Genomic DNA, 23,748 nt, shown 5'->3' with positions numbered 1-23,748 from the left:
ATCCTCGCGGGTTTTATCCGGGCCGGCACGCATCGTGCACGCCCGCGATCCACAGATAGGAAGTCGTAGTATGGGGATGTTCGGACGATCGTCGCGTGCGGTGTTCAAGCCTTCGGTATATCAGCCGGGCAAGCGCAGCCGCCGCATGCCGCGCTGGCTCGTGGTGCTGCTGATCGGCGTCGGGCTGGGCGCCGGGGGCGTGCTGTTCCTGCAGGCCAACTACGGCCCGCAACGCCTCACGGTCGAACAGTCGGAGCAGCTGCGCAGCGAACTGAGCGCAGCCAACATCGATCGCCAGCGCCTGCAGGTCGAACTGGACGAGACGCGCAGGCAGCGCGACGCCAATCAGTCCACCCACGAACAGCTCACGGCGGACCTGGCCCAGGCGCGGGCGCGCCTCGAGGCGCAGACGCAGGAAATGCAGATGTTCGTGGACGCCGCGCCGCCCGATCCGCGCGGCAGCGCCATCGGCGTGCGCTGGGCCGAGTTCCGCGCCGAGGGCGGCGCGCTGCAATACCAGATCCTGCTGATGCAGGACGAGCCCGGCGCCACGCCGTTCGAGGGCAATATCGTGCTCTCGGTGGCCGGCAGCCAGGGGCGCCGCAGCCAGACCATCGAATCGGACCCGGTGCCCGTGACCCTCGGCCGCTACAGCCAGACCCGCAACGCCATGACCCTGCCCGAGGGATTCCGTCCGCGCACCGTCACCATCCGCGTGCTCGATGCGCAGCAGAAGCAGCAGGCCATGCGGATCTATTACGTGCGCTGAACGGCGTCACCCGGCGCCTGGCGCGATCCGCGTTCAGGCGCCGCCCAGGCGCGCGGCAAGCTCGTCCATGTGGCGGGCCATCTGCACGTCGCGCGCGGTGACGCCGCTCGCGGCGTGGGTGGTGAGCACCACCTCCACGCGGTCATAGACGTTGGTCCACTCGGGATGGTGATCGGCGCGGGCAGCGTACAGCGCCACCTGGGTCATGAACCCGAACGCCGCGTTGAAATCCGCAAAGCGGTAGTGCCTGCCTATGGCGTCGCGCCCGGGCTGCGCACGCCAGCCCGGCAACCCTGCCAGCGCAGCCTCGGCGCCGATGCGATCCAGGGATTCGTTGCTCATGCTGTCCTCCTTGCAGGTATGGCGGGAGCCTGGGCGGCGTGTCCGGCCAGGTCTTCCGCCCCGCCCATGTAGATCTGCGCGTAGCCTTCGCGGATGGCCGCGGTGATCTGGTCCATGCGGCGGTCGATGTGTTTCTCCAGCACAGCCACGCAGGCGGCTTCGTCGCGCCGCAGCAGCGCCTCCAGCACGGCCCGGTGCTCGCGCTGCGACGCAGGCCGGTCGGCGCGCGTCATGTCGATCCAGCGCACGAAGCGGATGCGTGCGTTCACGTTGCGCAGCACGCGCAGCATCTCGACATTGCCCGACATCGCCATCAGCCGCTCATGGAACGACTCGTCCAGGTCGACCAGCTCGGCCATCGTGCGCTCGCCCGCGTCGGGGCCGGTGTCGTCGAGAAACGCCAGCGCCCCGCGGATGTCGTCGTCGCGGGCACGCTGGACCGACAGGCGCACCGCCGCCACTTCGATGGCCTTGCGCAGCTCATACAGGTAATAGACCTCGTGCACGTCCAGGTCGCGGCAGTAGAAGCCCTTGCCCGGCAGGAACCGCAGCAGGCCCTCGATGCTGAGCCGGTTGAGCGCCTCGCGCAGCGGCGTGCGGCTCACGCCCAGACGCTTGGCCAACGCCACTTCATTGAGCTTCTCGCCCGGCTTGAATACATAGCCGATCGCCATGGACCGTAGCCGGGAATAGACTTTCTCGACGGTGCTGTCGCTCGCGGCGGTCATCCTGTTCCTCTGGCGCTGCGCGCCGCCGGGTTTCAGCCGAACACGCGCGGGCGCAGGCCGGCGTGCAGCCAGGTTATGAGGGAATACACATCATAGACGGGACGCCCGACGGCAGCGGCGACGGCGGCGGCATAGGGCGGCATGTTGGTGCATTCCAGCACGATGGCCCCCACTTCCGGATGGCGGCGCACCAGGTCCTGCGCCGCCGCCACCACGTCGGCCCGGGCCAGGGCCCGGTCGAGGTCGCGCTTCTCGCCCTGCACCAGCACCCGGAACAGCTCCCGGCCTCCCTCGACGCCCGCCACGGGAATATCGGCGGGTACGTCGACCGCTGCCAGGTGCGCCGGCGACAGCGCCTCCCGGCTGATGGTGATGATGCCCACCCGCCTGCCCGGCGGCAGCGTGGCCTGGATCCACGGCACCTGCATCAGCGACGAGGTGGCCACCGGCACCGCGAGCGCCGCCGACAGCTCGCGCTGGAACAGCGACAGGAACCCGCAGGTGGTGGTGATGGCCTCGGCGCCCAGGCCGACCAGCTCGCGGCCGGCCTCGATGAATGCGTCCAGCGTACCGCGTCCGGCCTCCAGCACCACCTGCTGCGGCGTGGCGCCGCGCACCACCCGGTAGAGCACGGGGAACGGCCACGTGGCGGCGTTGCCCATGTCGCCCGGGACGCGCTCGAAGCGCGTGTCCAGCATCAGGATGCCGAGCGGGGCGCCGCCCGGCGCGGCCGATTGCGTGGAAGACTGCGACATGCGGGCTCCTTTCGGCGCGGCCGGGTCGGTAGGGCCTGTTGACAAACCCTAGGCGCCGGCGAAATCCCGCGCATGCGACTGCGCGCGCGGATCGAGGTGGCAATGCAGGATGGCGGGCTTGCCCGAAGCCAGCGCCCGCTCGAAGGCGGGTGCGAACTCCTCGGTGCGGCGCACGGTCTCGCCATGGCCGCCGAAGGCCACCGCCATGGCGGCGAAATCGGGGTTGCGCAGCTGCGTGGCCACCACCCGGCCCGGATATTCGCGCTCCTGGTGCATGCGTATCGTGCCGTATTGCGCGTTGTCGAGCACCACCACGATGATGGGCGCGTCGTACTGCACGGCCGTGGCGAATTCCTGGCCGTTCATGAGGAAGCAGCCATCGCCGGCGAAAGCCACCACGGTGCGCTCGGGACACTGGCGCTTGGCCATGACGGCCGCGGGTACGCCGTAGCCCATGGAGCCGCTGGTGGGCGCGAGCTGCGTGCCGGGCACATGGAAGCGATGGTGGCGATGCAGCCAGCCGGCGTAGTTGCCCGCGCCATTGCATACGATGGCGTCGCGCGGCAGGCGGTCCCGCAGCCAGGCGATGACCTGGCCATACTGGAAGTCGCCGGGCAGCGTGCGGGGCTCGCCGGTCCAGTCCAGGTATTCGGCATGCGCCGCCTCGGCAGAGCCCTGCCAGGCCGGCTGCTGCGGCAGCGCCAGGCCCTCGAGCGCGGCGCAGAATGCGCGCGGCCCGGCCTGGATGGCGAGCGCCGGCTGGTATACCCGCCCCAGTTCTTCGGCGCCCGGGTGCACGTGCACCAGTTGCTGGCGCGGCACCGGCACGTCGAGCACCGTATAGGACGACGAGGGCATTTCCGAGAGCCGGCCGCCCACCAGCAGCACCAGGTCGGCCTCGAGCACGCGGGCCTTCAGGCGCGCATCCGGGCCGATGCCGAGGTCGCCGGCGTAGTTGGGATGGTCGGCGTCGAACAGCGAGGCGCGGCGGAACGAGGTGGCCACCGGCAGGCCGGCCCGCTCGGCAAAGCGCGCGAAGGCGGCGCAGGCCTCGGCATCCCAGCCCGATCCGCCCAGCACGGCGATCGGCTTGCGCGCGCCGGCCAGCAGGGATTCGAGCTGGCGCAGGTCGTGCGGCGCGGGCCAGGCCTGCGCCGGTTCCACGCGCGGCGCGTCGGGCACGGCGCAGGTGTCCACCAGCATGTCCTCGGGCAGCGCGATCACCACCGGGCCGGGACGGCCCTGCATGGCCACGCGGAACGCGCGCGCCACCAGCTCGGGCACGCGGTCGGCCCGGTCTATTTCGACCACCCACTTGGCCATGGCGCCGAACATCGCGCGGTAATCGACTTCCTGGAAGGCCTCGCGCTCGCGCATGCTGCGGTCGACCTGGCCGATGAAGAGCAGCATCGGCGTGGAATCCTGCATGGCGATGTGCACGCCGTGGCTGGCATTGGTGGCGCCCGGGCCGCGCGTGACGAAGCACACGCCCGGACGGCCGGTGAGCTTGCCGTAGGCCTCGGCCATCATGGCGGCCCCGCCCTCGTTGCGGCAGGCGATCACCTCGACGCCGCTGTCGTACAGGGCATCGAGCGCCGCCAGGTAGCTCTCTCCGGGCACGCAGGTGACGCGCTCCACGCCCTGGCGCAGCAACTGGTCGATGAGAACCTGGCCGCCGGTGCGGCGGGGGAATTCGGTAGTCATGTTCTTGTCTCGCTCGCGGGCAGCCCCGCCTCTCTGGTACCGGAACCCGGCGTCCGGCAGCCGGCGCGGACGCCCTGGCGCCACGCTTGCGGCAAGGATAGCACTTGACTGCATACAGAACTATATTCATCATGTGTATACAATTCGGAATTCAGGAAAGGCCCAGGCCTGCGCCAGGCGGCCGCGCCTGCCATTCCCCCCACTTTTCACCCAGCCGAGGCTCGCCATCGCTTCCATCCCGGCCCGCACGTATGAACGCATCAAGGCCATGGCCACCACGTTCGGCCTGCGCCCCGGCGAGCGCGTCAACGAACTCGAGCTGGCGCGCCAGCTCGGGGTGAGCCGCACCCCGGTGCGCGAAGCGCTCAGCCGCATCGCCGCCGAGGGCTTCCTGGTGCCCACGCCCAACCGCGGCTATACGGTGCGGCCGCTCGACGCCAGGCAGATCCTGCAGCTGTACGAATACCGCGCCACGGTGGAACTGGGCGTGGTGCGCCTGGCCTGCGAACGCGCCAGCGACGACGCCCTGCGCGAGCTGGCCGAATTCGCCGACCAGACGCGCGACGAACCGGAATCCGACGCCCAGGCCATCCGGCTGCTGTGGCGCGACGAAGCCTTCCACGAGCGCCTGGCTGCGCTGGCGGGCAACGAGGAATTCCTGCGCTCGGTGAAGTCGATCAACGAACGCATCCGCTTCGCACGCTGGCTCGACCTGAAGACGCGCCGCTCGCTCACCCGCAACGACCATCCCGAGATCATGCGGGCCCTGCTGGCGCGCGACCTCGACGGCGCGCAGGCCCTCATGCGCAAGCACATCGAACACCATCTCGACCACCTGGTCGCGCTCACCCGCGCCGGCTACGCCGAGATCTACATGGGCAACGCCCTGGCCGACTACGCCGAATCGCGCCTACTCGAAACCGAAACGACGAACTGACACCCACCACAAGGACGACCGCATGAAAGCCATCTTTGTCGACGCCAACCCCACGCTCGCAGCCGTGGCCGAACGCCTGCACCGGGCCGACGACCTGCCGCTGGCCATCAACCGCCAGCCCGACATCACCCCGGACCAGCTGCCCGCCGTGCTCGCGGGCGCCGAGATCGCCATCGTCGACCACACCCACCTGCCCACCGACATCGCCCGGCAATGCCAGGGGCTCAGGCACGTGGTGTTCCTGGGCACCGGGGCGCGTTCCTACATGAACCCGGAAGAACTGGCCGAACTGGGCATCGACGTGCACATCATCAAGGGCTATGGCGATACCGCCGTGGCAGAGTGCGCCTTCGCGCTGATGTGGACGGCAGCCAAGGGCTTTGCCGGCATGGACCGCGCCATGCGCGCCGGCCAGTGGCTGCGCACCGACGGCGTGCAGCTCACCGGCAAGACGCTGGGCCTGGTCGGCTTCGGCGGCATCGCTGCCGAGATGGCGCGCCTGGCCCAGGGCGCCGGCATGGAGGTCATCGCCTGGAACCGCAGCCCCAGGACCCATCCGGGCGTGGAGTTCGTATCGCTGGACGACCTGCTGGCGCGCAGCCACGTGGTGTCGCTGCACCTGCTGCTCACCGACGAAACGCGCGGCCTGATCTCGCGCGAGCGCATCGCCGCCATGCGCGACGGCGTGATCCTGGTCAACACCGCGCGCGGCGCCCTGGTCGACGAAGCGGCGATGACCGAGGCGCTGCAGAGCGGCAAGATCCGCCATGCCGGCCTCGACGTGTACACCGTCGAGCCCATGCCGCAGGACCACCCCCTCACCCGGCTGGAGAACGTCACGCTCTCGGCGCACTCGGCCTTCCGCACCCCCGAGGCCAGCGACAACCTGATCCAATCCGCCCTCAACCACTGCCGCCGCATCTCCGGCCAGGGAACCCAGCAATGAGCACCGACATCACCCGCTTCGACCAGAACACCCGCCGCTCGCGCGCCGTGATCCACAACGGCACGGTCTACCTCGCCGGCCACACCGCCGACGACCGCAGCGCAGATGCCGCCGGCCAGACCCGCCAGGTACTGGCCAAGATCGACGAGATGCTGGCGGCCGCGGGCACCGACAAGTCGCGCCTGCTGAACGTCACGATCTGGCTGCAGTCGATGGCCGACTTCCAGGCCATGAACGAGGTCTACGATGCCTGGATCGTGCCCGGCCAGGCGCCGGCCCGCTGCTGCGGCGCGCTGGAACTGGCGGCGCCCGACATCCGGGTCGAGATCATGGTCACCGCCGCACTCTGATACCCCCATCATGACCCAGGCCATTTCATCCTCCCCCCTGCGCCGGGCCGACCGCATCGCGCGCATCGCCGTCTCCGAGATCCTGCGCATCGGGGCACGGGCCGCACAGCTCAAGCGCGAAGGCCGCGACGTCATCGTGCTGGGCGCCGGCGAGCCCGACTTCGACACGCCGGATCACGTCAAGCAGGCGGCCATCCGCGCCATCGAGGCCGGCGAAACCAAGTACACCCTGCTCGATGGCACGCTGGCGCTGAAGCAGGCCATCCGCAACAAGTTCCGCCGCGAGAACGGCCTGGACTACGCCCTGGACGAGATCACGGCCGGCGCCGGCGCCAAGCAGGTCATCCACAACGCCCTGATGGCCACGCTGGACCCGGGTGACGAAGTCATCGTCGCCACGCCCTACTGGACTTCCTACGCCGACATGATCGCCATCGCGGCAGGCACGGTGGTGCCGGTGGCCTGCAGCGAGGCCAACGGCTTCCGCCTGGCGCCCGCGGACCTCGAACGCGCCATCACGCCGCGCACGCGCTGGCTGATGCTGAACTCGCCGTCCAATCCCAGCGGCGCCGCCTACGGCGAGGCCGACCTGCGGGCGCTGGCCGACGTGCTGCTGCGCCATCCGCACGTCTGGATACTCAGCGACGACATCTACGAGCACCTGGTCTACGACGGCTTCGCCTTCCGCACCATCGCCCAGGTCGAGCCGCAGCTGAAGCAGCGCACGCTCACGGTGAACGGCCTCTCCAAGGCCTATGCCATGACGGGCTGGCGCCTCGGCTACGCCGGCGGCCCGCGCGAGCTGATCGCCGCCATGGCCGTGGTGCAGAGCCAGAGCACGTCCAATCCGTGCTCGGTGACGCAGGCCGCGGCCATCGCCGCGCTCGAGGGCCCGCAGGACGTGCTGGCCGAGCGGCGCGCATCGTTCCAGCGGCGCCGCGACCTGGTCGTCGACGCGCTCAATGCGATCGAAGGGCTGTCCTGCCGCCGGCCCGAAGGCGCGTTCTACACGTATGCCAGCTGCGCCGGCGTGCTGGGCCGCCACACACCGGCCGGCCAGCGCCTCGAGACGGACGCCGATTTCTGCGAATACCTGCTCAGGGACCACGACGTAGCCGTGGTGCCGGGCAGCATCTTCGGCCTGGCGCCCTACTTCCGCATCAGCTATGCGACGTCCGAAGCCCAGCTGCGCACGGCCATGCAGCGCATCGCCGATGCGGTCGCGCAGTTGCGCTGAGCCGCGTCCGGCCCCAAACTCCCCTTCGGGGAGCCCCGGCCGCGCTGGCCGCCGTGGCGGCGGCGCGGCCGGATTGTTTCACGGTATTCCGCACCACCATCGACACTAAGGGGAACACACCATGTTGCGCAAATTCACGCTAGCCGCCCTGGCGCTCGCCACGGCCATCGCCGCATCGCCCGCCGGCGCGGCAGACGACAAATGGCCTTCCCGGCCCATCACCATCATTGCCGGCTTTCCCGGCGGATCCGGCGTCGACCTCTACGCCCGCAAGCTGGGCGAAGGCCTGAGCGCAGCACTGGGCGTGCCCTTCGTGGTCGACACGCGCACCGGCGCGGGCGGCAACGTGGCCTCCGACCTGGTGTCCCGCGCTCCCGCCGACGGCTACACCTTCCTGCTGGGCACGGCGGGCACCCACGCCATCAACGCCGCGCTCTACCAGAAGCTCAGCTTCGACGTGGAAAAAGACTTCAGCCACATCGCCCTGCTCGGCGACGTGCCCAACGTGCTGCTGGTCAATCCGAAGAAGCACCCCGACCTCAAGACCTGCGCCGACCTGATCGCGATGGCCAAGGCCCAGCCGGGCAAGCTCAACTATTCGTCCACCGGCAACGGCACGTCGGGCCACCTGGCGGGAGTGCAGTTCGCCCAAGGCGCCAAGGTCGACGTCATGCACGTGCCCTACCGCGGCCAGGGCCCCGCCATGACGGCCCTGCTCGCCGGCGAGGTCGACTTCTTCTTCAACCAGAGCGCGCCGTCCATCGCCGCGGTCCAGGGCGGCACCGTGCGCCCCCTGGCCGTCACGGTTTCGGCGCCGATCAAGGCCCTGCCCGACGTGCCCCCCGTGGCCCAGGCCTGCGGCATTCCGGGCTACGAAAGCAGCACCTGGTACGGCCTGTTCGGCCCGGCCAAGCTGCCCGAAGCCATCCAGAAGCGCATGAGCGAGGAAGTGATCAAGCTGATCAGCACGCCCGAGTTCCAGGCCTGGCTCACCGACAGCCAGGGCGTCACTCCGCCGGCCGATCCCAGCCCGGAAGCCTTCGCGCGCATCCACAAGGCCGACATCGCCCGCTGGGCCGACGTCGTCAAGGCCTCGGGCGCACGGGTAGACTGACCCCGCCCGTTTGATCCGCGCCACACCACGCGCACCGCAAGGTGCGCGTTTTTCATTGAAGTTACGTGTTTTTGGGGCCCTGTTCGCAGCATGTCGTGTCACAGCTGCGCGGCAACACGCGCGTCACGCGCTCGCGCGATATCGCACCTTTGTTACATAAGTAGTCAGGGATTACCCTGATCCATGGAAAAGTCTTTTCGGGTGTATCTCAATATTTCGGAAGGTGTCGCTCCCCTAGACTTCGGCTGTCCCGGCGTTCCGGCACGGATCCCACGTGCCGCGCGGCCGGACTTCACATCGAAAACATGGGAGCATCAACATGAAGAAGACCCTGCTCGCTGCCGCCCTGGCAACGGGATTCACGGGTGCGGCGCACGCTGCCGACACCAGCGTCACCCTGTACGGCCTGATCGATTCCGGTATCGGCTACGAACAGGTCAAGGGCCCGGACGGCTTCAAGCAGAGCCATATCGGCGCCACCAGCGGCGTGAGCGGCGGCTCGCGCTGGGGCCTGCGCGGCACCGAAGATCTGGGCGACGGCCTGAAGGCCATCTTCACCCTGGAATCGGGCTTCGACAGCCAGAACGGCACCTCGTCGCAAAGCAGCCGCCTGTTCGGCCGCCAGGCCACCATCGGCCTGGCCGCCGACTCCTGGGGCAAGCTCGAGTTCGGCCGCCAGACCAACATGGCGTCGAAGTACGTCGGCGGCATCAGCCCGTTCGGCACCGACTACGGCCTGGCCGGCATCGGCTCGGCCTTCAGCACGGCCAAGTCGCTGCGCCTGGACAACATGGTGATGTACCAGTCGCCCAGCTTCGGCGGCTTCAGCTTCGGCGTGGGCTACTCGTTCAATGCCGACGCCAAGGCCAGCACCGGCGGCGGCTTCCGCACCAATGAGAACAACCGTGTCCTGACCACGGGCCTCAAGTTCAGCAACGGCCCGCTGACCCTGGTCGCCACGTACGACAACCTGAACCCCAGCGCCGCCGAAGGCGACGTCGACAACGTCCAGGCCTACGTGGTGGGCGGCGCCTACGACTTCGAAGTCGTGGAAGTGCACGCTGCCTGGGGCCAGACCTTCGACGGCTGGTTCTCCAGCCTGTCCATGGGCACCGATCCCGACTTCAGCGGCTACGACGACCTGTCCGGCCTGACCTACGTGGACGGTTCGCGCGTCGACTCGGCCATGGTGGGCCTGACCGTGCCGCTGGGCAGCACCAAGGTGTTCGGCGGCTGGCAGCGTGCCGAGCCGAACAATGCCAAGCTGACGGGCGGCGAAGAGACCATGAACATCTTCGCCCTGGGCGCGACGTATGACCTGAGCAAGCGTACCAACCTGTACGCCTATGCTGCCTACGCCGACAACTTCGCGTTCCACGAGGACGTGCGGAACACGGCCGTGGGCGTGGGTATCCGTCACCGGTTCTGATCGACCGGGGGCCGGCTGCCTCTGGAACAAGGCAACCCGGCCTGACGCAGGCGGGCACAGTCCGATCACGCGGTTTTCCCTCCGTTGTCCGCGAGTGACGAGCCCCCGCCCGCCTGCGGCATCCCGGCGTTCCGAAGGGTCGGGCCTCCCCTGCGGGAGGCCCGCTCGCATTTCCGGCCATGGCGCCGGGTGCGGCAAACCATTGGTGCGGCCAACGTTGGAAACGTGCAACAGATCATCCGCCCGCACACGTTGGTTCTGCGCCACACCGACCACGACGCCGGCGGCCACAACGCCCGCCCACCGGGGCACCGATGCGCAAGCGGGAAGGCCCGGCAAGCCGCGCGCGCCGCGATCTACCCATATAGACCACGCGCGCACATGCGTGATTACCCCCATTGCTCTGAAAAAAAACTGAATATGACGCCCGGAAGAATGGAAAAGTCTTTTCGTCCCGTGCGTCTTTTTCCAAAGGTATCCGCTCCCTAGACTTCGCCTTGTCCCGAGCTGCCGGTGCCGTCGCGCACGTCCCGGTTCGGACTTATAGAAATCAACGGGAGCATCAACATGAAGAAGACCCTGCTCGTTGCCGCCCTGGCAACGGGATTCGCCGGCGCAGCCCATGCCGCCGACAACGTCACCCTGTACGGCCTGATCGACGCCGGTGTCGGCTACGAACAGGTCAAGGGCCCCGACGGCTTCAAACAGAACCGCTTCGGCGCCGTCAACGGCGTGAGCAGCGGTTCGCGCTTCGGCATGCGCGGCACCGAAGACCTGGGCGACGGCCTGAAGGCGGTCTTCAACCTCGAAGCCGGCTTCAACAGCCAGACCGGCAACTCCGCCCAGGGCGGCCGCCTGTTCGGCCGTCAAGCCACCGTCGGCCTGGCCGACGACACCTGGGGCAAGATCGAATTCGGCCGCCAGACCAACATGGCGTCGAAGTACTTCGACAGCATCGATCCGTTCGGCACCAGCTACGTCACGGCCAACGCCGGCACCACGTTCAGCGCCGCCAACACGATGCGCCTGGACAACATGGTGATGTACCAGTCGCCCAGCTTCGGCGGCTTCAGCTTCGGCGCCGGCTACTCGTTCAACGCCGACGACAACAGCGACGACACCGACTTCGCCACCAACGACAACAACCGTGTCATCACCTTCGGCGCGCGCTACAACAACGGCCCGCTGGACCTCGTGGCCACCTACGACCGCCTGAACCCGACCAACGCCGCCGCCGGCGGCCAGGACGAGGGCCGCATCCAGGAATACATCGTGGGCGGCACCTACGACTTCGAGGTCGTGAAGCTGCATGCGGCCTGGGGCCAGACGTTCGACGGCTGGTTCGTCGGCACCGACATGGGCACCGATCCGGACGGCTTCCAGTCGCTGGGGACCTACAACGTGGTCGACGGCTCGCGCGTGAACTCGACGATGCTGGGCTTCACCGTGCCGCTGGGCGCCACCAAGGTGTTCGGCTCCTGGCAGCGTGCCGATCCGAAGAACGACAAGCTCACCGGCGACGACAAGACCTTCAACGTCTTCGCCCTGGGCACCACCTATGACCTGAGCAAGCGTACCAACCTGTATGCCTACGCGGCCTACGGCGACAACTACGCCTTCCAGGAAGACGTGAAGAACACGGCCGTAGCCGTGGGTATCCGTCACCGGTTCTGAACGACCGGACAGGGCCACCCGTGGAACAGGCTGGCCCTGCCTGACGCAGCGCGGGCATCCGTCCGATCACGCGGCTTCTTCTCCGTTGACCGCGAGTGGCGATATTCCCCCCGCCCGCCTGCGGCATCCGGCGTTCCGAAGGGTTGGGCCTCCCCCGGTGGGAGGCCCACTCGCTTCTGGGGCCCGGCATTCGCTTTGGGGCTCGGCATTCCTTTCGGGGCCCGGCATTTCGATTTGGCGAACAATCGCCACGCAGATTATTCGCTTTCGGACGGGCCCCGCCCCGGGCTACAGTCTCCCCCGACACGCCGTGCCGACCGCGGGCGTGTCCCACGACAAAACCGGAGACGATCATGCCCCACGCAGCGAACCCATCCCGCCGCCTTGCGCGCGCGGTACGCACCCCCACCCTGCTGGCCCTGGCCATCGCGATGGCAACTGCCGCGTCCGCAGCGCACGCGGCGTATCCCGAACGCCCCATCAACCTCATCGTGTCGTACGGACCGGGCGGCGGCACCGACCTGGTGGCGCGCATGATGGCGCCCTTCCTGCAGAAGTACCTGGGCAACGACGCGCGCATCGTGGTGCTGAACCGCCCCGGCGCCGGCGGCGCCATCGGCTTCGCCGAACTTGCCCGCGCCCAGCCCGACGGCTACACCATCGGCTTCATCAACACGCCCAACCTGCTCACCATCCCGATCGAGCGCGAAACGCCCTTCACCTGGCGCAGCTACGACCTGCTCGGCAACCTGATCGACGACCCGGGCGGCTTCACCGTGCACCAGGACAGCCCGGTGAAGACCCTGGGCGAGCTGGCCGCCTATGCCAAGGCCAATCCCGGCAAGGTCACGGTGGGCACCACCGGCACGGGCTCGGACGACCATATCGCCATGCTGCAGTTCCAGCGCGCCACCGGCACCACCCTCAACCATGTGCCATACAAGGGCGCGGGCGAGGTGCGGGGCGCCATCGCCGGGCAGCAGATCATGGTCGGCGCCATCAACGTGGGCGAGGCCCTGCAGTACATCAAGGGCGGCACGCCCATCCGGTTCCTCGGCCAGATGAGCAAGGACCGCAGCGACCTGGCGCCGGACGTGCCCACCTTCGCCGAGCAGGGCTACGCCGTGCAGCAGGCGTCCCTGCGCGGGCTGGCTGCGCCCAAGGGCCTGCCCGCCGAGGTGCGCGACAAGCTGGTGGAAGCCGTTGCACGCACCGTGGAAGACCCGGAGTTCCGCAAGAAGTCGGCCGAGCTCTACGCGCCGCTGCGCTACCTGCCGCCGGCCCAATACACGGCCGAACTCGAGGAAGGCGAAGCCGCGTACCGGGCCCTCTGGCGCGACATGCCCTGGATCGAGCGCTGAGCCGGCGCACTCAGGCGGCGGGCGCCTGCACCACGTTGCGGGGCTGGCCCGCCACATAGGCCTCGATGTTGGCGATGAGCTGGTCCGCCAGCGCCTGGATCGCTTCCTGGCTGGCCCAGGCCACGTGAGGCGTGAGGATGAAGTTGGGCGCGTCCGCCAGGGCCTCGAACGGATGCCCCGGCGCGGGCGGCTCCTGCGTGGCCACATCGAAGCCCGCGCCGGCGATCTGCCCGTCGCGCAGCGCCTGCACCAGCGCGGCCTCGTCGACCAGGCCGCCGCGCGCCGTATTGATGAGCAGCGGGCGCCGCCGCATCATCGCGAACTCCGCCGGCCCTATCATGCCGCGCGTCTCGGGGCGCAGCGGGCAGTGCAGCGTGATCACGTCGGACTGCGCCAGCACTTCCTCGAAAGGCGTATACAGCGCGCCCATGCCCTCGCGGCCCTTGTGCGCGGCAAACAGCACCCGCATGCCCAGGGCCTGCCCCAGCCGGGCCACCGACTTGCCCAGCACGCCGTCGCCGATGATGCCCAGCGTGGAGCCGGCCAGGTCGCGGATGGGATGGTCGAAGAAGCAGAACTGCCCCGACTCCTGCCACCGCCCGGCGCGCACCGCGTCGCGATAGGCCGTGATGCTGCGGCGCAGGGCGAAGATCAGCGCGAACGTGTGTTCCGGCACCGTGTTGCGCGCGTAGTCGCGGATGTTGGACACCACGATCCCGCGCGCGGCGCAGGCGTGCAGGTCGACGTTGTCGGTGCCGGTGGCGGCCACCGCCACCAGCTTCAGGCGCGGCGCCGCCGCCAGCGCGCCGGCCTCCAGCTTCACCTTGTTCACCACCACCACGTCGGCGTCGGCGATGCGGTCCGCCACCTCGTGGGGCGCGGTGCGCGCGTGCTCCGTCCAGCGGTGGGCGAAGGCGGGGTCGCGCAGCTGGGTCTGCGGAGACAGCGTGTCGCGGTCCAGGAAGACGATGTGCAGGGGTTCGGTCATGGTTCAGGCCCGGGAGCGATGCGCTAGTCGAGGCGCACCAGGAAGGAGGGATCGAGTTCGTCGAGGCGCGTGATGCCCAGCATGCCCATGTTGCGCGCGATCTCGTCCTGCATCAGGCGGATGGCATGCCGCACGCCGGCCTCGCCGGCCACTGCCGCAGCATAATTGAAAGGCCGTCCCACGAAAACGTAGCGCGCCCCCAGCGCCAGCGCCTTCATGGCGTCAGTGCCGCGTCGCACGCCGCTGTCGAACATCACCACCATGCTGCCGGCCTGCTCCACGATCTCGGGCAGCACGCGCAGCGGCGACACCGCCCCGTCGAGCTGGCGGCCGCCGTGGTTGGAGACCACGATGCCGTCCATGCCCAGTTCACGCGCGCGCGCCGCGTCGGCCCCGCTGAGTATGCCCTTGATCACCATCGGCCCCTTCCAGCGGCGCCGGATCTGCGCCACGTGGGTCCAGTTGAGGTGCCCGCGGTCGGAGAAGTCGCGCAGCACGTTCTTCGACAGGATGGGCGCGCCGCGGGTGGCGTAGTTGTTCTCGAAATGCGGCATGCCGTGGCGGGCGATGGTGCGCAGGAAGGTGCCGAACAGCCACGAGGGATGGGTGATGCCCTGCCAGGCCAGGCCCAGGCTGGGACGCAGCGGCGTGCTGAAACCGGTGCGCACGTTGTTCTCGCGGTTGGCGGCCACCGGCGTGTCCACCGTGACGACCAGCGTCTGCACCCCCGCCGCGGCCACGCGGTCCATCAGCGCGCCGATCTGCGATTCGTCGCCCGGCAGGTAGGCCTGGAACCAGGTGCCCGGCGCGGCCTCCATCACCTCCTCCAGCCGGATCAGGGACGAGCCGCTCATGATGCAGGGCACGCCGGCCTCGCGCGCGGCGCGGGCGAGCACCACGTCGCCGCGATACGCCGTGAGCGCCGAGATGCCCATGGGCGCGATGCCGACGGGGCAGGCGTAGCGCTGCCCGAAGATCTCCAGGTCCTGCCGCCGCTGCGACACATCGACCAGCACGCGCGTGCGAAAGCCGTAGCGGGCAAAGGCCGCGCGGTTGTCCTGCTCCGACTGCCGGTCCTCGACCGAGCCGGCCACGTAGCCGAAGATGGGGCGCGGCAGATGCCGGCGCGCCGCCGCCTCGAAATCGTGCAGCGACAGGAAGGAACGGAGCCGGCGCGCAGGCACATAGTTCGAGGTGCGGGGCGCCTCCAGGGGATTGACGATGGCGGATGTCGACATGGGAGTCCGGGGAAACAGGTGTCCTGGGAAAACGCGAGGGACTATATCGGGCTTTATCGTTAGAATAAAGCGACAATAATTGATCGATACCGTTCGCTTTTATTCAACCATGACCCTCAAGCAGCTCGAGGCGTTCTACTGGGCGGCCACCTGCCGCAGTTTCGCGGTGGCAGCGAGCCGCCTCGACATCTCCGTGTCCTCGCTCTCCAAGCGCATCGGCGAACTCGAATCCGCGATCGGCGCCGCGCTCTTCAACCGCGAACAGCGCAGCGCCACGCTCACGCCGCTGGGCGACCGGCTGGTGCCGCACGCCCGCGACGTGCTGCGCAGCGCCGAACAGTTCATGCGCCGCGCCAACGATGCGCGGACGCTGAGCGGGCGCTGCCGCTTCGGCGTGGGCGAGCTCACCTCGCTGACCTGGATGCCGCGGCTGGTCTCGCTGATCCAGCGGGCCCATCCCAATCTCACCATCGAGCCGCATGCCAACCTGGGGCAGGCGCTGGAACTCAAGCTGCAGGACGGCGAACTGGACTTCGCCATCATCGCCGGCCCCTCCACCCGCAGCGCCATCGCCTCGCACCGCATCGGCCAGGCCGAGTTCATCTGGGTGGCGTCGCCGCGGCTCTCGCCCCTGGATCCGCCGCTGCGTGCCCAGGATCTCCCCGAAACCACGCTGATCACCCTGCCGGCCGGCGCGGGCACCATACGCATCCTCGACGAATGGCTCACCGAGCACCAGATCGCCGTGGGCCGGCGCATGACCTGCGAGAACCTCGGGGCCGTGGCCGGCATGCTGCGCGAAGGGCTGGGCGTGGGCTTCCTGCCGCGCGCCTGGGCCGAAGCCCTGATCCGGCGCGGCGAGCTGGAGGCGCTGGCGCACTTCCCGCCGCTGCGGCCCCTGCCCTACACCTACCAATGGCGACGCGACGACTCCCGCCCCATGGTGCAGCAGCTGCGCGAGATCGCCGCGCAGGCGATCGACTTCGACATCCTGCCCTGCGTGATCTAGGAGCCGTCGGCCGGGCGGGCGCCAGCGTCACCACAGCGGGTGCGGCACCGCGAAATCCACCTCCGCCATCACCCGCTCGCGCATGGCGCCCACCAGCGGCCGGATGTCGTCGCGCCGGCACTGGAACGAATAATGCAGCGGATGCAGCGGCGGCTCGCTCTCCACCGGCCGCACGGCATGCTTCTCGCGCAGCGGCCGCAGCCAGCCTTCGGGAAAGAACGCCACGCCCACGCCTGCGGCCACCATGCCGGCGATCGCGCCCATGTGGTTGCACGCCAGCTGCCGCGACACGCTGACGTTGTTCTCGCGCAGCCAGGCCTCGAAGATGCGCGTCGAGCCCGCGCCGGGCGGCATGGTGATCACCGTCATGTCCTGCAGGTGCCCGGGCGTCAGCACCCGGATGCCGCGCAGCTGCCTCGCCGAGCCGGCCCAGGCGTAGCGCACCTCGGCGATGGTGTGCGAGGCGATGGCCGGGCGCGAGGACCAGCCCGCCACCACGGCGAAATCCAGCTCGCCCGATTCCACCCGCCGCTCCAGGTTCTGGCCCACGTCCACGTGCGGCTCCAGGCGCAGTTCGGGAAAATCGGCGCGGCAGCGCGCCACGAACTTGGGCAGCCAGCTCATGGCGGCCAGTTCCCCCATGCCGAAGCGGCACACGCCCTGCAGGCCGTCGCCGCGGCCCACCGCGGCGCGCGCCCGGGCCGCCGCCCCGAGGATCTCGCGGGCCAGGGGCAGCAGCGTCTCGCCCTCGGGCGTGAGCACGCTGCGGTGCCCGCTGCGGTCGAACAGCCGCTGGCCGAGATCGGCCTCGAGCTCGCTGATGCGCTTGGACAGCGAGGACTGCGACAGGTGCACGTGTGCGGCGGCCACCGCGAAGCTGGGCGATATGGCGGCCGCGTAGAAGGCCTCCAGCTGCTTGAAGGTCATGGCGTCTCCATATGGGCCCGGATCGTTGGCCGGGCCTTCTCGTCATGAAGAAAAGCGATGGATGTCCTGGGAAATTTATCACTTACTTTCCATATCCCTTGTTGCTAGAGTCTAGGAGCTGTCCAGGCCGGATCGCCGCGGGCGTGCCGGCATTGGCAAGGCAGATACCTGCTCCAACGAGAGCGGAGGAGACCCACATGAACAAAGCCTTCACATGGCTGGCCGGCGCCGCCGTGGCCACCGCGCTGGCCGTGCCGGCCACGGCACAGGAATGGACCCCGGCCAGGCCCATCGAAATACTGGTGGGCTTCGCCCCGGGCGGCTCGGCCGACCAGATCGCCCGGCAGCTGTCCAATGCCGTCAAAGACACCGTGCCCGTGCCCGTGATCGTGGTGAACAAGCCCGGCGTGGCCGGCGTGCTGGCAGCCCAGGAAGTCGCCAAGGCGCCGCCCGACGGCTACAAGCTGTTCGTGGGCGGCGGCAGCGAGACCACCTCGGTGGGCAACCACCAGAAGATCGCCTACGACGCGCGGCGCGACTTCACCCCCATCCTGAAGGCTGCGCGCCTGCCGTCCGTGCTGGCGGTGCCCGTCGATTCGCCGTTCCCCGACATGCAGGCCCTGATCGCGGCTGCGCGCGAGAAGCCCGAAGGCCTGAGCTACGGCTCCACCGGCGAAGGCAGCCTGTTCCACTCGACCATGCTGGCCTTCCAGGCCAAGAGCGGCCTGCGCTTCCTGCACGTGCCGTACAAGGGCGCCGCGGACTCGCTCACCGCGCTGGCCGCCGGCCAGCTCGACATGGCCTTCGGCGCGCCCGAGGAACTCAAGGGCCTGATGGATGCGGGCAAGATCCGGCCCATCGCGGTGTTCTCGCGCAGCCGCGTGCCTTCCCTGCCCGACGTGCCCACCGTCACCGAGCTCGGCTATCCCGTGGCGCTGGACAACATGAAAGGCCTGCTGGCGCCCGCAGGCCTGCCCGAACCCGTCTACCGCTACCTCAACCGCGTGTTCCACCAGGCCATCGAGAGCGATTCCTGGAAGGCCTATGCCCAGAAGAGCGGCCTCACCACGGACTACGCCGACGGCCCCGCATTCCAGAAAGAGATCGAGGAAAGCTACGCCCTCATCGGCGAATCGCTGGCGGCCATACGCGCGGGATCCAGACCCTGACAGGAGCAGCCAGATGACGACACCCGACGCCAACACCATCGGATTCATAGGACTGGGCATCATGGGACGCGGCATGGCCGCGTGCCTGCTGCGCCGCGGCTACGCCGTCACGGTGCACAACCGCAGCCGCGGGGCCGAAGCGCCGCTGGTGGCGGCCGGCGCGCGCGCCGCCGCCTCGCCCGCCGAAGTCGGGCGCAGCGCCGGTACGGTCATGCTGTGCCTGTCGGATACCGAGGCCGTCGAGCAGGTGCTGTTCGGGCCCGAGGGCCTGACCCAGGGCCTGCAGGCCGGCAGCCATGTCATCGACACCAGCACCATCGCCGCCTCGGCCACGCGCGACCACGCCCGCCGGCTGGCCGAACGCGGCATCGCCCTGATCGACGCGCCGGTGAGCGGGGGCCAGCAAGGCGCCGAGAAAGGGGAACTGAGCTGCATGGTGGGCGGGTCCGACGAGGCCGTGGCGGCCTGCCGCCCGTATCTCGACGCGATCGCCACGCGCGTGGTGCACGTGGGCGCGAACGGCGCCGGCCAGGTGGCCAAGGCCTGCAACCAGGTGGCGGTCAGCGCCGTCATGCTGGGCGTGGCCGAGGCCTTCGCGCTGGCCCGCAGCAACGGCGTGGACCCGGCCGCGGTGCGCGAGGCCCTGCTGGGCGGGGCGGCACGCAGCAACATCCTCGAGAAGAACGCCATGCGGATGCTGCAGCAGGACTACCAGCCCGGGTTCCGCGCGGCGCTGATGCGCAAGGACCTGCGGCTGGCCGCCGCCTGCGGCCAGGAGGCCGGCGCCTACATGCCCGTGGCCGCGACCACGCTGCAGCTGCTGCAGGCCGTCTGCAACCAGGGCCGCGACCAGGACGACTGGAGCGTGGTCGGGCAATTGATCGCCGACCTGTCGGCCAGCTCCGCCGGGGACTGAGCCCGCGCTCAGCCGGCGGCGTGCGCCTGCGCGATCTCCAGCACGCCGTCGATGGCGAACTGCACGCCCATGCAGACCAGCAGGAAGCCCATCACGCGCGAGATGGCCTCCACCCCGCCATGGCCGATCACGGCCACCACGCGGTCCGCCGAGCGCAGGCACAGCCAGAACAGCAGGCCCAGCAGCAGGAAGACCAGCGGCGGCGCCAGCGCCACCACCCAGCCCGGATAGCTCGCGGCCATGTCGGCATGCTTGGAGGTGCCGCTGATGATCATGGCGATCGTGCCCGGGCCGGCCGTGCCGGGCAGCGCCAGCGGCACGAAGGCGATGTTCGGCACCTGGCGGTGCTCCGCCGCCGCCGAGGCCTTCTTGTCGGCCTCGGGCATGGATTCCGCCGGGCTCGAGGGAAACAGCATGGTGAAGCCGATGAAGGCCACGATCAGCCCGCCAGCGATGCGCATGCCCGGTATGGAAATGCCGAAGGTATGCATGATCCAGCTGCCCGCGTAGTACGTGACCAGCATGATGCCCACCACATACCAGGCGGCCTGCGTGACCTGGCGCAGGCGCTCGGACCGCGGGATGTGCTCGCCCAGCGACAGCAGCAGGGTCATGGACGTGAGCGGGTTGGCCAGCGGCAGCATCAGCGCCAGCGCGAGCCCCACCAATTGCACCAGTTGCAGCAGCTCTTGCATCATGCGGGACCCTCGCGTAAGCCGACAGGCGCCATTGTAGGGGCCGCCGCGCGCCCGTGGCGCTCAGGTACCGAGCTGCTTGCGGAACAGGTGCGACGTGGCCTTGCGCTCGTAGCCCAGCGCCTCGTAGAACGCATGGGCGCCGTCGCGCGCCACGTTGGAGGTCAGCGCCACCGAATCCAGCCCGCGTGACCGGGCCCACTGCTCGGCGGCCGCCATCATGCGCCTGCCCACGCCCGCGCCGCGGCAGGCCTGGTCCACCACCAGCGCCTGCACCATCACCTCCGGCGGCTTCTCCAGCGCCGGCCGCACATACAGGTGGCACAGCGACACCACACGCCCCTCATGCTCGGCCAGCAGCAGGACGTGGCCCGGGTCGCGCGCCACCGCCGCGTGGCGCCGCGCCACTTCCGCCATGTCCAGCGGATACCCCAGCTGCGCCAGCAGTTCCCGCACTGCGGGAATGTCCTGCGCCATCATGGGCCTGATTGCCGTCGCCGTCATCCTTGCTCTCCGGACACGCCCGCGCGCACGATGCGCCGGGCCCGGGCATGATACCGCCGCAGCATGACGCCGCGGCGCCGGCCCATGGGCCGGCAGCGCAGGCCGGGTTGGCGGAATTCACGGGTAGAATTTCCGCCATGCCCAAGCCCTGCTTTCCGCCTCCCGACGCATGCCGCGCGCTACCCTGCTAGCGGCCGGGGTCGACGCGCCCGCGCATCGGCTGGCGCGCCCCTTGCGTTGGGCCGGCACGGCGCTGCTGCTGCTCCTGGCCGCCTGCGCGACCCGGGCGCCGGAGGCCCCGCGCAGCCCCGGCGAGGTGCGCGCCGACCTGCGGGAACTGCTGCCTCCGCAAGTGGCCGACCGCGACGGATGGGCCCGCGACATCAGCGTCGCCTTCACCGCGCAGGGCCTGGACTCCACGCCCGCCAACCTCTGCGCCGCGGTGGCCGTGACCGAGCAGGAGTCCGGCTTCAACGCCGACCCGGCAGTGCCCGGGCTCCCCCGCATCGCGCGATCGGAAATCGCGCGGCGCACGCAGGCGCTGCACATTCCCGGCTTCCTGGTGGAGGCCGCGCTGGACCTGCGCTCGCCCACCGGCCAGACCTACAACCAGCGCCTGGATGCGGTGCGCACCGAAAGGCAGCTCAGCGAGATCTTCGAAGACTTCATCGGCATGGTCCCCATGGGCCGCAGGCTGTTCGGCGGACTGAACCCCGTGCATACCGGCGGCCCCATGCAGGTCAGCATTGCGTTTGCGCAGGAGCACGCGGCCGACTACCCCTATCCGGTGGAAGGCTCCATCCGCCGCGAAGTGTTCACCCGCCGGGGCGGCATGTACTTCGGCATCGCGCACCTGCTGGGCTACCCGGCCAACTACGACTCGCTGCTGTACCGCTACGCCGACTTCAATGCCGGCTGGTACGCCAGCCGCAACGCGGCATTCCAGCGCGCGGTCAGCCGCCTCTCCGGCATCGAGCTCGCCCTCGACGGCGACCTGCTGATACGCGGCTCGGCCCAGGCCAGCCGCACCGAACTGGCCGTGCGCGCCCTGCGCCGGCAGCTCGACATGGACCATGTCGACATCCGGGCCGACCTGCTCGAGGGCGACCGCCTCGCGTTCGAGGACACGCGGCTGTACAAGCGCGTGTACGCGCTCGCCGACCGCGAGGCCGGCAAGCCCGTGCCGCGGGCGGTGCTCCCGGGCATCACGCTGGAAAGCCCCAAGATCACCCGCAAGCTCACCACGGCCTGGTTCGCCAACCGAGTGCATGAACGCTGGAAGCGCTGCATGGCCCGGGCGGGATAGCAGCGCGGCGCGCCGGCCCTCTTTTCGCCACGACTCCGATACGCCCATGGACCCTCAAGACATCGTGCGCCGCCTGGGCCTGCAGCCCCATCCCGAAGGCGGCTTCTACCGCGAAACCTACCGCGCGGCCGAGCGGCTGCAGCGCGCCGACGGCACGGTGCGCGCCGCGGGCACCGCGATCTACTACCTGCTGTGCGACGGCGCCCATTCCGCCTGGCATCGCATCCGCTCGGACGAGACCTGGCACTTCTACGCGGGAACCGAATTGCGCGTGCACGAGCTGCTGGCCGACGGCAGCCTGCGCACGCACCGGCTGGGCGGCACGCTGGACGACACGACGTTCCAGGCCACCGTGCAGGCCGGCAACTGGTTCGCCGCGGAGCTGGCCGAGCCGTCGTCGTACGCCCTGGTGGGATGCACCGTGGCGCCCGGCTTCGAATTCAGCGAGTTCGAACTGGCCGATACGGCCGCGCTGCTGCAGGCCCATCCCGCCCACGCCGCGCTGATCCGGCGCCTGGCGCCGGCCTGAAGCTCAGGCGCGCGGCGCCAGGCAGGCCGCCAGGCTGTTCTCGGCCAATCGCTGCGCCTGCGCGCGCGTCATGCCCAGATGCTCGTGCAGCGCCTGGAAATTCGCGCCCACGTAGCCGCCGAAATACGCCGGGTCGTCGGAATTGATCGTCACGTTCAGGCCGCGCTCCAGCATCTCCAGCACGATGTGCTCACGCATGTGCGGGAACACCTGCAGGCGCACGTTCGACAGCGGGCATACCGTCAGCGGCATCTGGATGTCCACGAGGTGCGCCACCAGCCCGGGATCCTCCCAGGCGCGCACGCCATGGTCGATGCGCTGCACCTTCAGCAGGTCCAGCGCCTCCCGGATATAGGCGGGCGGCCCCTCTTCTCCGGCATGCGCCACGGCCGCGAACCCTTCGGCCCGGGCGCGCGCGAACACGCGCTCGAACAGCCGCGGCGGAAAGCCCGCCTCGCTGCTGTCCAGGCCCACCGCGACGAAGGCGTCGCGGTACGGCAGGGCCTGCTCCAGCGTGCGCATGGCGGCCTCTTCGGGCAGATGGCGCAGGAAGCTCAGGATCAGCCCGCTGGTGATGCCCAGCTCGCGCCGCCCATCGGCCAGCGCGGCCTGGATGCCCGCCAGCACGGTCTCGAAGGGCACGCCACGGTCGGTATGCGTCTGCGGATCGAAGAACGGCTCGGTGTGCACCACGCCATCCTCCGCGCACTTGCGCAGATAGGCCCAGGTCAGGTCGTAGAAATCCTGCTCGGTGCGCAGCACCGTGGCCCCGAGATAGTAGAGGTCGAGGAATTCCTGCAGATTGCGGTACTGATAGGCCCGGCGCAGCGCATCGATGTCGGGCCAGGGCAGCGCGATGCGGTTGCGCTGCGCCAGGGCGAACAGCAGCTCGGGCTCCAGCGCCCCTTCCAGGTGTATGTGCAGCTCCGCCTTGGGCTGCGTGACGAGCCAGTCTTGCATGGGGCGCTCCTTCGATGACGCGGCACCTGATGCAGATGATACCGGGCCTCAGGCGGACGAAGCGGCCTGGCGCTGCAGGATCGTCGTGTAGCTGAAGCTGGTCGCCAGCTCGACCGGCACCCATAGGAGTGAGACATGGGGACGACTGCTGGCCCATGGCT

Annotated in this window: 24 protein-coding genes; 14 read left to right on the top strand and 10 right to left on the bottom strand. The window is 69.6% G+C overall.

Translation table 11 applies throughout. The features are described 5' to 3' along the window. Positions 1 to 76: 76 nt before the first annotated feature. Complete coding sequence (locus ACYBYQ_RS03820; RefSeq protein WP_459617054.1) at positions 77 to 769, top strand: DUF6776 family protein; 693 nt, start codon at positions 77 to 79, stop codon at positions 767 to 769. 33 nt (positions 770 to 802) lie between these two features. On the opposite strand, the gene ACYBYQ_RS03815 is transcribed toward ACYBYQ_RS03820, so the two are convergent. Genes ACYBYQ_RS03815 through ACYBYQ_RS03800 form a run of 4 tightly spaced genes read right to left on the bottom strand, consistent with a single transcriptional unit; the run spans position 803 to position 4,298 of the window. Continuing rightward, positions 803 to 1,111 (bottom strand): 4a-hydroxytetrahydrobiopterin dehydratase, encoded by a 309-nt coding sequence (locus ACYBYQ_RS03815; protein ID WP_459617053.1) that lies wholly within the window; start codon positions 1,109 to 1,111, stop codon positions 803 to 805. Then, positions 1,108 to 1,839 carry a GntR family transcriptional regulator gene (locus ACYBYQ_RS03810; RefSeq protein WP_459617052.1) on the bottom strand — a complete coding sequence of 244 codons (732 nt, stop codon included), beginning with the start codon at positions 1,837 to 1,839 and terminating at the stop codon, positions 1,108 to 1,110. Before ACYBYQ_RS03810 ends, ACYBYQ_RS03815 begins: the two co-directional genes overlap by 4 nt. Before the next feature lie 32 nt (positions 1,840 to 1,871). Beyond that, complete coding sequence (locus ACYBYQ_RS03805) at positions 1,872 to 2,594, bottom strand: aspartate/glutamate racemase family protein (RefSeq protein WP_459617051.1); 723 nt, start codon at positions 2,592 to 2,594, stop codon at positions 1,872 to 1,874. 48 nt (positions 2,595 to 2,642) lie between these two features. Beyond that, on the bottom strand, positions 2,643 to 4,298 hold the full coding sequence (locus ACYBYQ_RS03800; RefSeq protein ID WP_459617050.1) for a thiamine pyrophosphate-binding protein: 1,656 nt from the start codon (positions 4,296 to 4,298) through the stop codon (positions 2,643 to 2,645). A 268-nt stretch (positions 4,299 to 4,566) separates the two neighbouring features. Between ACYBYQ_RS03800 and ACYBYQ_RS03795 the strand changes: the two genes are divergently transcribed. From ACYBYQ_RS03795 to ACYBYQ_RS03760, 8 genes are all read left to right on the top strand, one after another. After that, positions 4,567 to 5,235 (top strand): GntR family transcriptional regulator, encoded by a 669-nt coding sequence (locus ACYBYQ_RS03795; RefSeq protein WP_459617049.1) that lies wholly within the window; start codon positions 4,567 to 4,569, stop codon positions 5,233 to 5,235. Between the two features lie 22 nt (positions 5,236 to 5,257). Then, complete coding sequence (locus ACYBYQ_RS03790; protein ID WP_459617048.1) at positions 5,258 to 6,181, top strand: NAD(P)-dependent oxidoreductase; 924 nt, start codon at positions 5,258 to 5,260, stop codon at positions 6,179 to 6,181. Continuing rightward, a complete protein-coding gene (locus ACYBYQ_RS03785) occupies positions 6,178 to 6,531 on the top strand; it encodes a RidA family protein (RefSeq protein ID WP_459617047.1) in 354 nt (117 codons plus the stop codon). The genes ACYBYQ_RS03790 and ACYBYQ_RS03785 overlap by 4 nt, the downstream gene beginning before the upstream one ends. Before the next feature lie 10 nt (positions 6,532 to 6,541). After that, a complete protein-coding gene (locus ACYBYQ_RS03780; protein WP_459617046.1) occupies positions 6,542 to 7,768 on the top strand; it encodes a pyridoxal phosphate-dependent aminotransferase in 1,227 nt (408 codons plus the stop codon). Between the two features lie 121 nt (positions 7,769 to 7,889). Next, positions 7,890 to 8,882, top strand: a complete 993-nt coding sequence (locus ACYBYQ_RS03775; protein ID WP_459617045.1) for a Bug family tripartite tricarboxylate transporter substrate binding protein — start codon at positions 7,890 to 7,892, stop codon at positions 8,880 to 8,882. 319 nt (positions 8,883 to 9,201) lie between these two features. Beyond that, positions 9,202 to 10,311 (top strand): porin, encoded by a 1,110-nt coding sequence (locus ACYBYQ_RS03770; RefSeq protein WP_459617044.1) that lies wholly within the window; start codon positions 9,202 to 9,204, stop codon positions 10,309 to 10,311. Positions 10,312 to 10,878: 567 nt separating this feature from the next. After that, positions 10,879 to 11,985, top strand: a complete 1,107-nt coding sequence (locus ACYBYQ_RS03765; RefSeq protein WP_459617043.1) for a porin — start codon at positions 10,879 to 10,881, stop codon at positions 11,983 to 11,985. Between the two features lie 353 nt (positions 11,986 to 12,338). Next, positions 12,339 to 13,346 carry a tripartite tricarboxylate transporter substrate binding protein gene (locus tag ACYBYQ_RS03760; protein ID WP_459617042.1) on the top strand — a complete coding sequence of 336 codons (1,008 nt, stop codon included), beginning with the start codon at positions 12,339 to 12,341 and terminating at the stop codon, positions 13,344 to 13,346. A 10-nt stretch (positions 13,347 to 13,356) separates the two neighbouring features. Here ACYBYQ_RS03760 and ACYBYQ_RS03755 read toward each other — a convergent pair whose 3' ends face one another. After that, complete coding sequence (locus ACYBYQ_RS03755; protein WP_459617041.1) at positions 13,357 to 14,334, bottom strand: D-2-hydroxyacid dehydrogenase; 978 nt, start codon at positions 14,332 to 14,334, stop codon at positions 13,357 to 13,359. A gap of 23 nt (positions 14,335 to 14,357) precedes the next feature. Next, a complete protein-coding gene (locus ACYBYQ_RS03750) occupies positions 14,358 to 15,572 on the bottom strand; it encodes an alpha-hydroxy acid oxidase (protein WP_459617040.1) in 1,215 nt (404 codons plus the stop codon). A 109-nt stretch (positions 15,573 to 15,681) separates the two neighbouring features. On the opposite strand from ACYBYQ_RS03750, the gene ACYBYQ_RS03745 reads away from it, so the two are divergent. Beyond that, positions 15,682 to 16,581, top strand: a complete 900-nt coding sequence (locus tag ACYBYQ_RS03745; RefSeq protein ID WP_459617039.1) for a LysR family transcriptional regulator — start codon at positions 15,682 to 15,684, stop codon at positions 16,579 to 16,581. Positions 16,582 to 16,608: 27 nt separating this feature from the next. Here the strand turns inward: ACYBYQ_RS03745 and ACYBYQ_RS03740 are convergent, their stop codons facing one another. Continuing rightward, a complete protein-coding gene (locus ACYBYQ_RS03740) occupies positions 16,609 to 17,508 on the bottom strand; it encodes a LysR family transcriptional regulator (RefSeq protein WP_459617038.1) in 900 nt (299 codons plus the stop codon). A 197-nt stretch (positions 17,509 to 17,705) separates the two neighbouring features. Between ACYBYQ_RS03740 and ACYBYQ_RS03735 the strand changes: the two genes are divergently transcribed. Further along, a complete protein-coding gene (locus ACYBYQ_RS03735) occupies positions 17,706 to 18,677 on the top strand; it encodes a Bug family tripartite tricarboxylate transporter substrate binding protein (protein WP_459617037.1) in 972 nt (323 codons plus the stop codon). Positions 18,678 to 18,690: 13 nt separating this feature from the next. Continuing rightward, the gene (locus ACYBYQ_RS03730; protein ID WP_459617036.1) at positions 18,691 to 19,593 is read left to right on the top strand and encodes an NAD(P)-dependent oxidoreductase; all 903 of its coding nucleotides are present in this window, start codon (positions 18,691 to 18,693) and stop codon (positions 19,591 to 19,593) included. Between the two features lie 8 nt (positions 19,594 to 19,601). On the opposite strand, the gene ACYBYQ_RS03725 is transcribed toward ACYBYQ_RS03730, so the two are convergent. Together ACYBYQ_RS03725 and ACYBYQ_RS03720 are read right to left on the bottom strand one after the other, a co-directional pair. Next, the gene (locus ACYBYQ_RS03725) at positions 19,602 to 20,291 is read right to left on the bottom strand and encodes a MarC family NAAT transporter (RefSeq protein ID WP_459617035.1); all 690 of its coding nucleotides are present in this window, start codon (positions 20,289 to 20,291) and stop codon (positions 19,602 to 19,604) included. A gap of 60 nt (positions 20,292 to 20,351) precedes the next feature. Then, positions 20,352 to 20,792: a GNAT family N-acetyltransferase gene (locus ACYBYQ_RS03720; RefSeq protein ID WP_459617034.1), complete on the bottom strand. Its 441-nt coding sequence runs from the start codon at positions 20,790 to 20,792 to the stop codon at positions 20,352 to 20,354. A 169-nt stretch (positions 20,793 to 20,961) separates the two neighbouring features. Between ACYBYQ_RS03720 and ACYBYQ_RS03715 the strand changes: the two genes are divergently transcribed. Both ACYBYQ_RS03715 and ACYBYQ_RS03710 read left to right on the top strand, forming a co-directional pair. Then, positions 20,962 to 22,098: a DUF1615 domain-containing protein gene (locus ACYBYQ_RS03715; protein ID WP_459617033.1), complete on the top strand. Its 1,137-nt coding sequence runs from the start codon at positions 20,962 to 20,964 to the stop codon at positions 22,096 to 22,098. A gap of 46 nt (positions 22,099 to 22,144) precedes the next feature. Next, entirely contained in the window at positions 22,145 to 22,627 is a 483-nt protein-coding gene (locus ACYBYQ_RS03710; RefSeq protein WP_459617032.1) for a cupin domain-containing protein, read from the top strand. A gap of 3 nt (positions 22,628 to 22,630) precedes the next feature. On the opposite strand, the gene ACYBYQ_RS03705 is transcribed toward ACYBYQ_RS03710, so the two are convergent. Further along, positions 22,631 to 23,587 (bottom strand): adenosine deaminase, encoded by a 957-nt coding sequence (locus ACYBYQ_RS03705; protein ID WP_459617031.1) that lies wholly within the window; start codon positions 23,585 to 23,587, stop codon positions 22,631 to 22,633. Between the last annotated feature and the right edge of the window lie 161 nt (positions 23,588 to 23,748).

The organism is Bordetella sp. 2513F2 (assembly GCF_054642735.1).
Note: the sequence above shows the minus strand (reverse complement) of the source record. Positions and strands in the feature narration are given on the sequence as shown.

Bases quoted from the DNA above. Each gene is read 5' to 3' on its own strand.
- ACYBYQ_RS03805 (WP_459617051.1), bottom strand. From the start codon at position 2,594: ATGTCGCAGTCTTCCACGCAATCGGCCGCGCCGGGCGGCGCCCCGCTC.
- ACYBYQ_RS03810 (WP_459617052.1), bottom strand. From the start codon at position 1,839: ATGACCGCCGCGAGCGACAGCACCGTCGAGAAAGTCTATTCCCGGCTA.
- ACYBYQ_RS03800 (WP_459617050.1), bottom strand. From the start codon at position 4,298: ATGACTACCGAATTCCCCCGCCGCACCGGCGGCCAGGTTCTCATCGAC.
- ACYBYQ_RS03770 (WP_459617044.1), top strand. From the start codon at position 9,202: ATGAAGAAGACCCTGCTCGCTGCCGCCCTGGCAACGGGATTCACGGGT.
- ACYBYQ_RS03750 (WP_459617040.1), bottom strand. From the start codon at position 15,572: ATGTCGACATCCGCCATCGTCAATCCCCTGGAGGCGCCCCGCACCTCG.
- ACYBYQ_RS03710 (WP_459617032.1), top strand. From the start codon at position 22,145: ATGGACCCTCAAGACATCGTGCGCCGCCTGGGCCTGCAGCCCCATCCC.
- ACYBYQ_RS03740 (WP_459617038.1), bottom strand. From the start codon at position 17,508: ATGACCTTCAAGCAGCTGGAGGCCTTCTACGCGGCCGCCATATCGCCC.
- ACYBYQ_RS03735 (WP_459617037.1), top strand. From the start codon at position 17,706: ATGAACAAAGCCTTCACATGGCTGGCCGGCGCCGCCGTGGCCACCGCG.
- ACYBYQ_RS03790 (WP_459617048.1), top strand. From the start codon at position 5,258: ATGAAAGCCATCTTTGTCGACGCCAACCCCACGCTCGCAGCCGTGGCC.
- ACYBYQ_RS03745 (WP_459617039.1), top strand. From the start codon at position 15,682: ATGACCCTCAAGCAGCTCGAGGCGTTCTACTGGGCGGCCACCTGCCGC.
- ACYBYQ_RS03730 (WP_459617036.1), top strand. From the start codon at position 18,691: ATGACGACACCCGACGCCAACACCATCGGATTCATAGGACTGGGCATC.
- ACYBYQ_RS03775 (WP_459617045.1), top strand. From the start codon at position 7,890: ATGTTGCGCAAATTCACGCTAGCCGCCCTGGCGCTCGCCACGGCCATC.
- ACYBYQ_RS03785 (WP_459617047.1), top strand. From the start codon at position 6,178: ATGAGCACCGACATCACCCGCTTCGACCAGAACACCCGCCGCTCGCGC.
- ACYBYQ_RS03795 (WP_459617049.1), top strand. From the start codon at position 4,567: ATGGCCACCACGTTCGGCCTGCGCCCCGGCGAGCGCGTCAACGAACTC.
- ACYBYQ_RS03755 (WP_459617041.1), bottom strand. From the start codon at position 14,334: ATGACCGAACCCCTGCACATCGTCTTCCTGGACCGCGACACGCTGTCT.
- ACYBYQ_RS03715 (WP_459617033.1), top strand. From the start codon at position 20,962: ATGCCGCGCGCTACCCTGCTAGCGGCCGGGGTCGACGCGCCCGCGCAT.
- ACYBYQ_RS03725 (WP_459617035.1), bottom strand. From the start codon at position 20,291: ATGATGCAAGAGCTGCTGCAACTGGTGCAATTGGTGGGGCTCGCGCTG.
- ACYBYQ_RS03765 (WP_459617043.1), top strand. From the start codon at position 10,879: ATGAAGAAGACCCTGCTCGTTGCCGCCCTGGCAACGGGATTCGCCGGC.
- ACYBYQ_RS03820 (WP_459617054.1), top strand. From the start codon at position 77: ATGTTCGGACGATCGTCGCGTGCGGTGTTCAAGCCTTCGGTATATCAG.
- ACYBYQ_RS03780 (WP_459617046.1), top strand. From the start codon at position 6,542: ATGACCCAGGCCATTTCATCCTCCCCCCTGCGCCGGGCCGACCGCATC.
- ACYBYQ_RS03760 (WP_459617042.1), top strand. From the start codon at position 12,339: ATGCCCCACGCAGCGAACCCATCCCGCCGCCTTGCGCGCGCGGTACGC.
- ACYBYQ_RS03815 (WP_459617053.1), bottom strand. From the start codon at position 1,111: ATGAGCAACGAATCCCTGGATCGCATCGGCGCCGAGGCTGCGCTGGCA.
- ACYBYQ_RS03705 (WP_459617031.1), bottom strand. From the start codon at position 23,587: ATGCAAGACTGGCTCGTCACGCAGCCCAAGGCGGAGCTGCACATACAC.
- ACYBYQ_RS03720 (WP_459617034.1), bottom strand. From the start codon at position 20,792: ATGACGGCGACGGCAATCAGGCCCATGATGGCGCAGGACATTCCCGCA.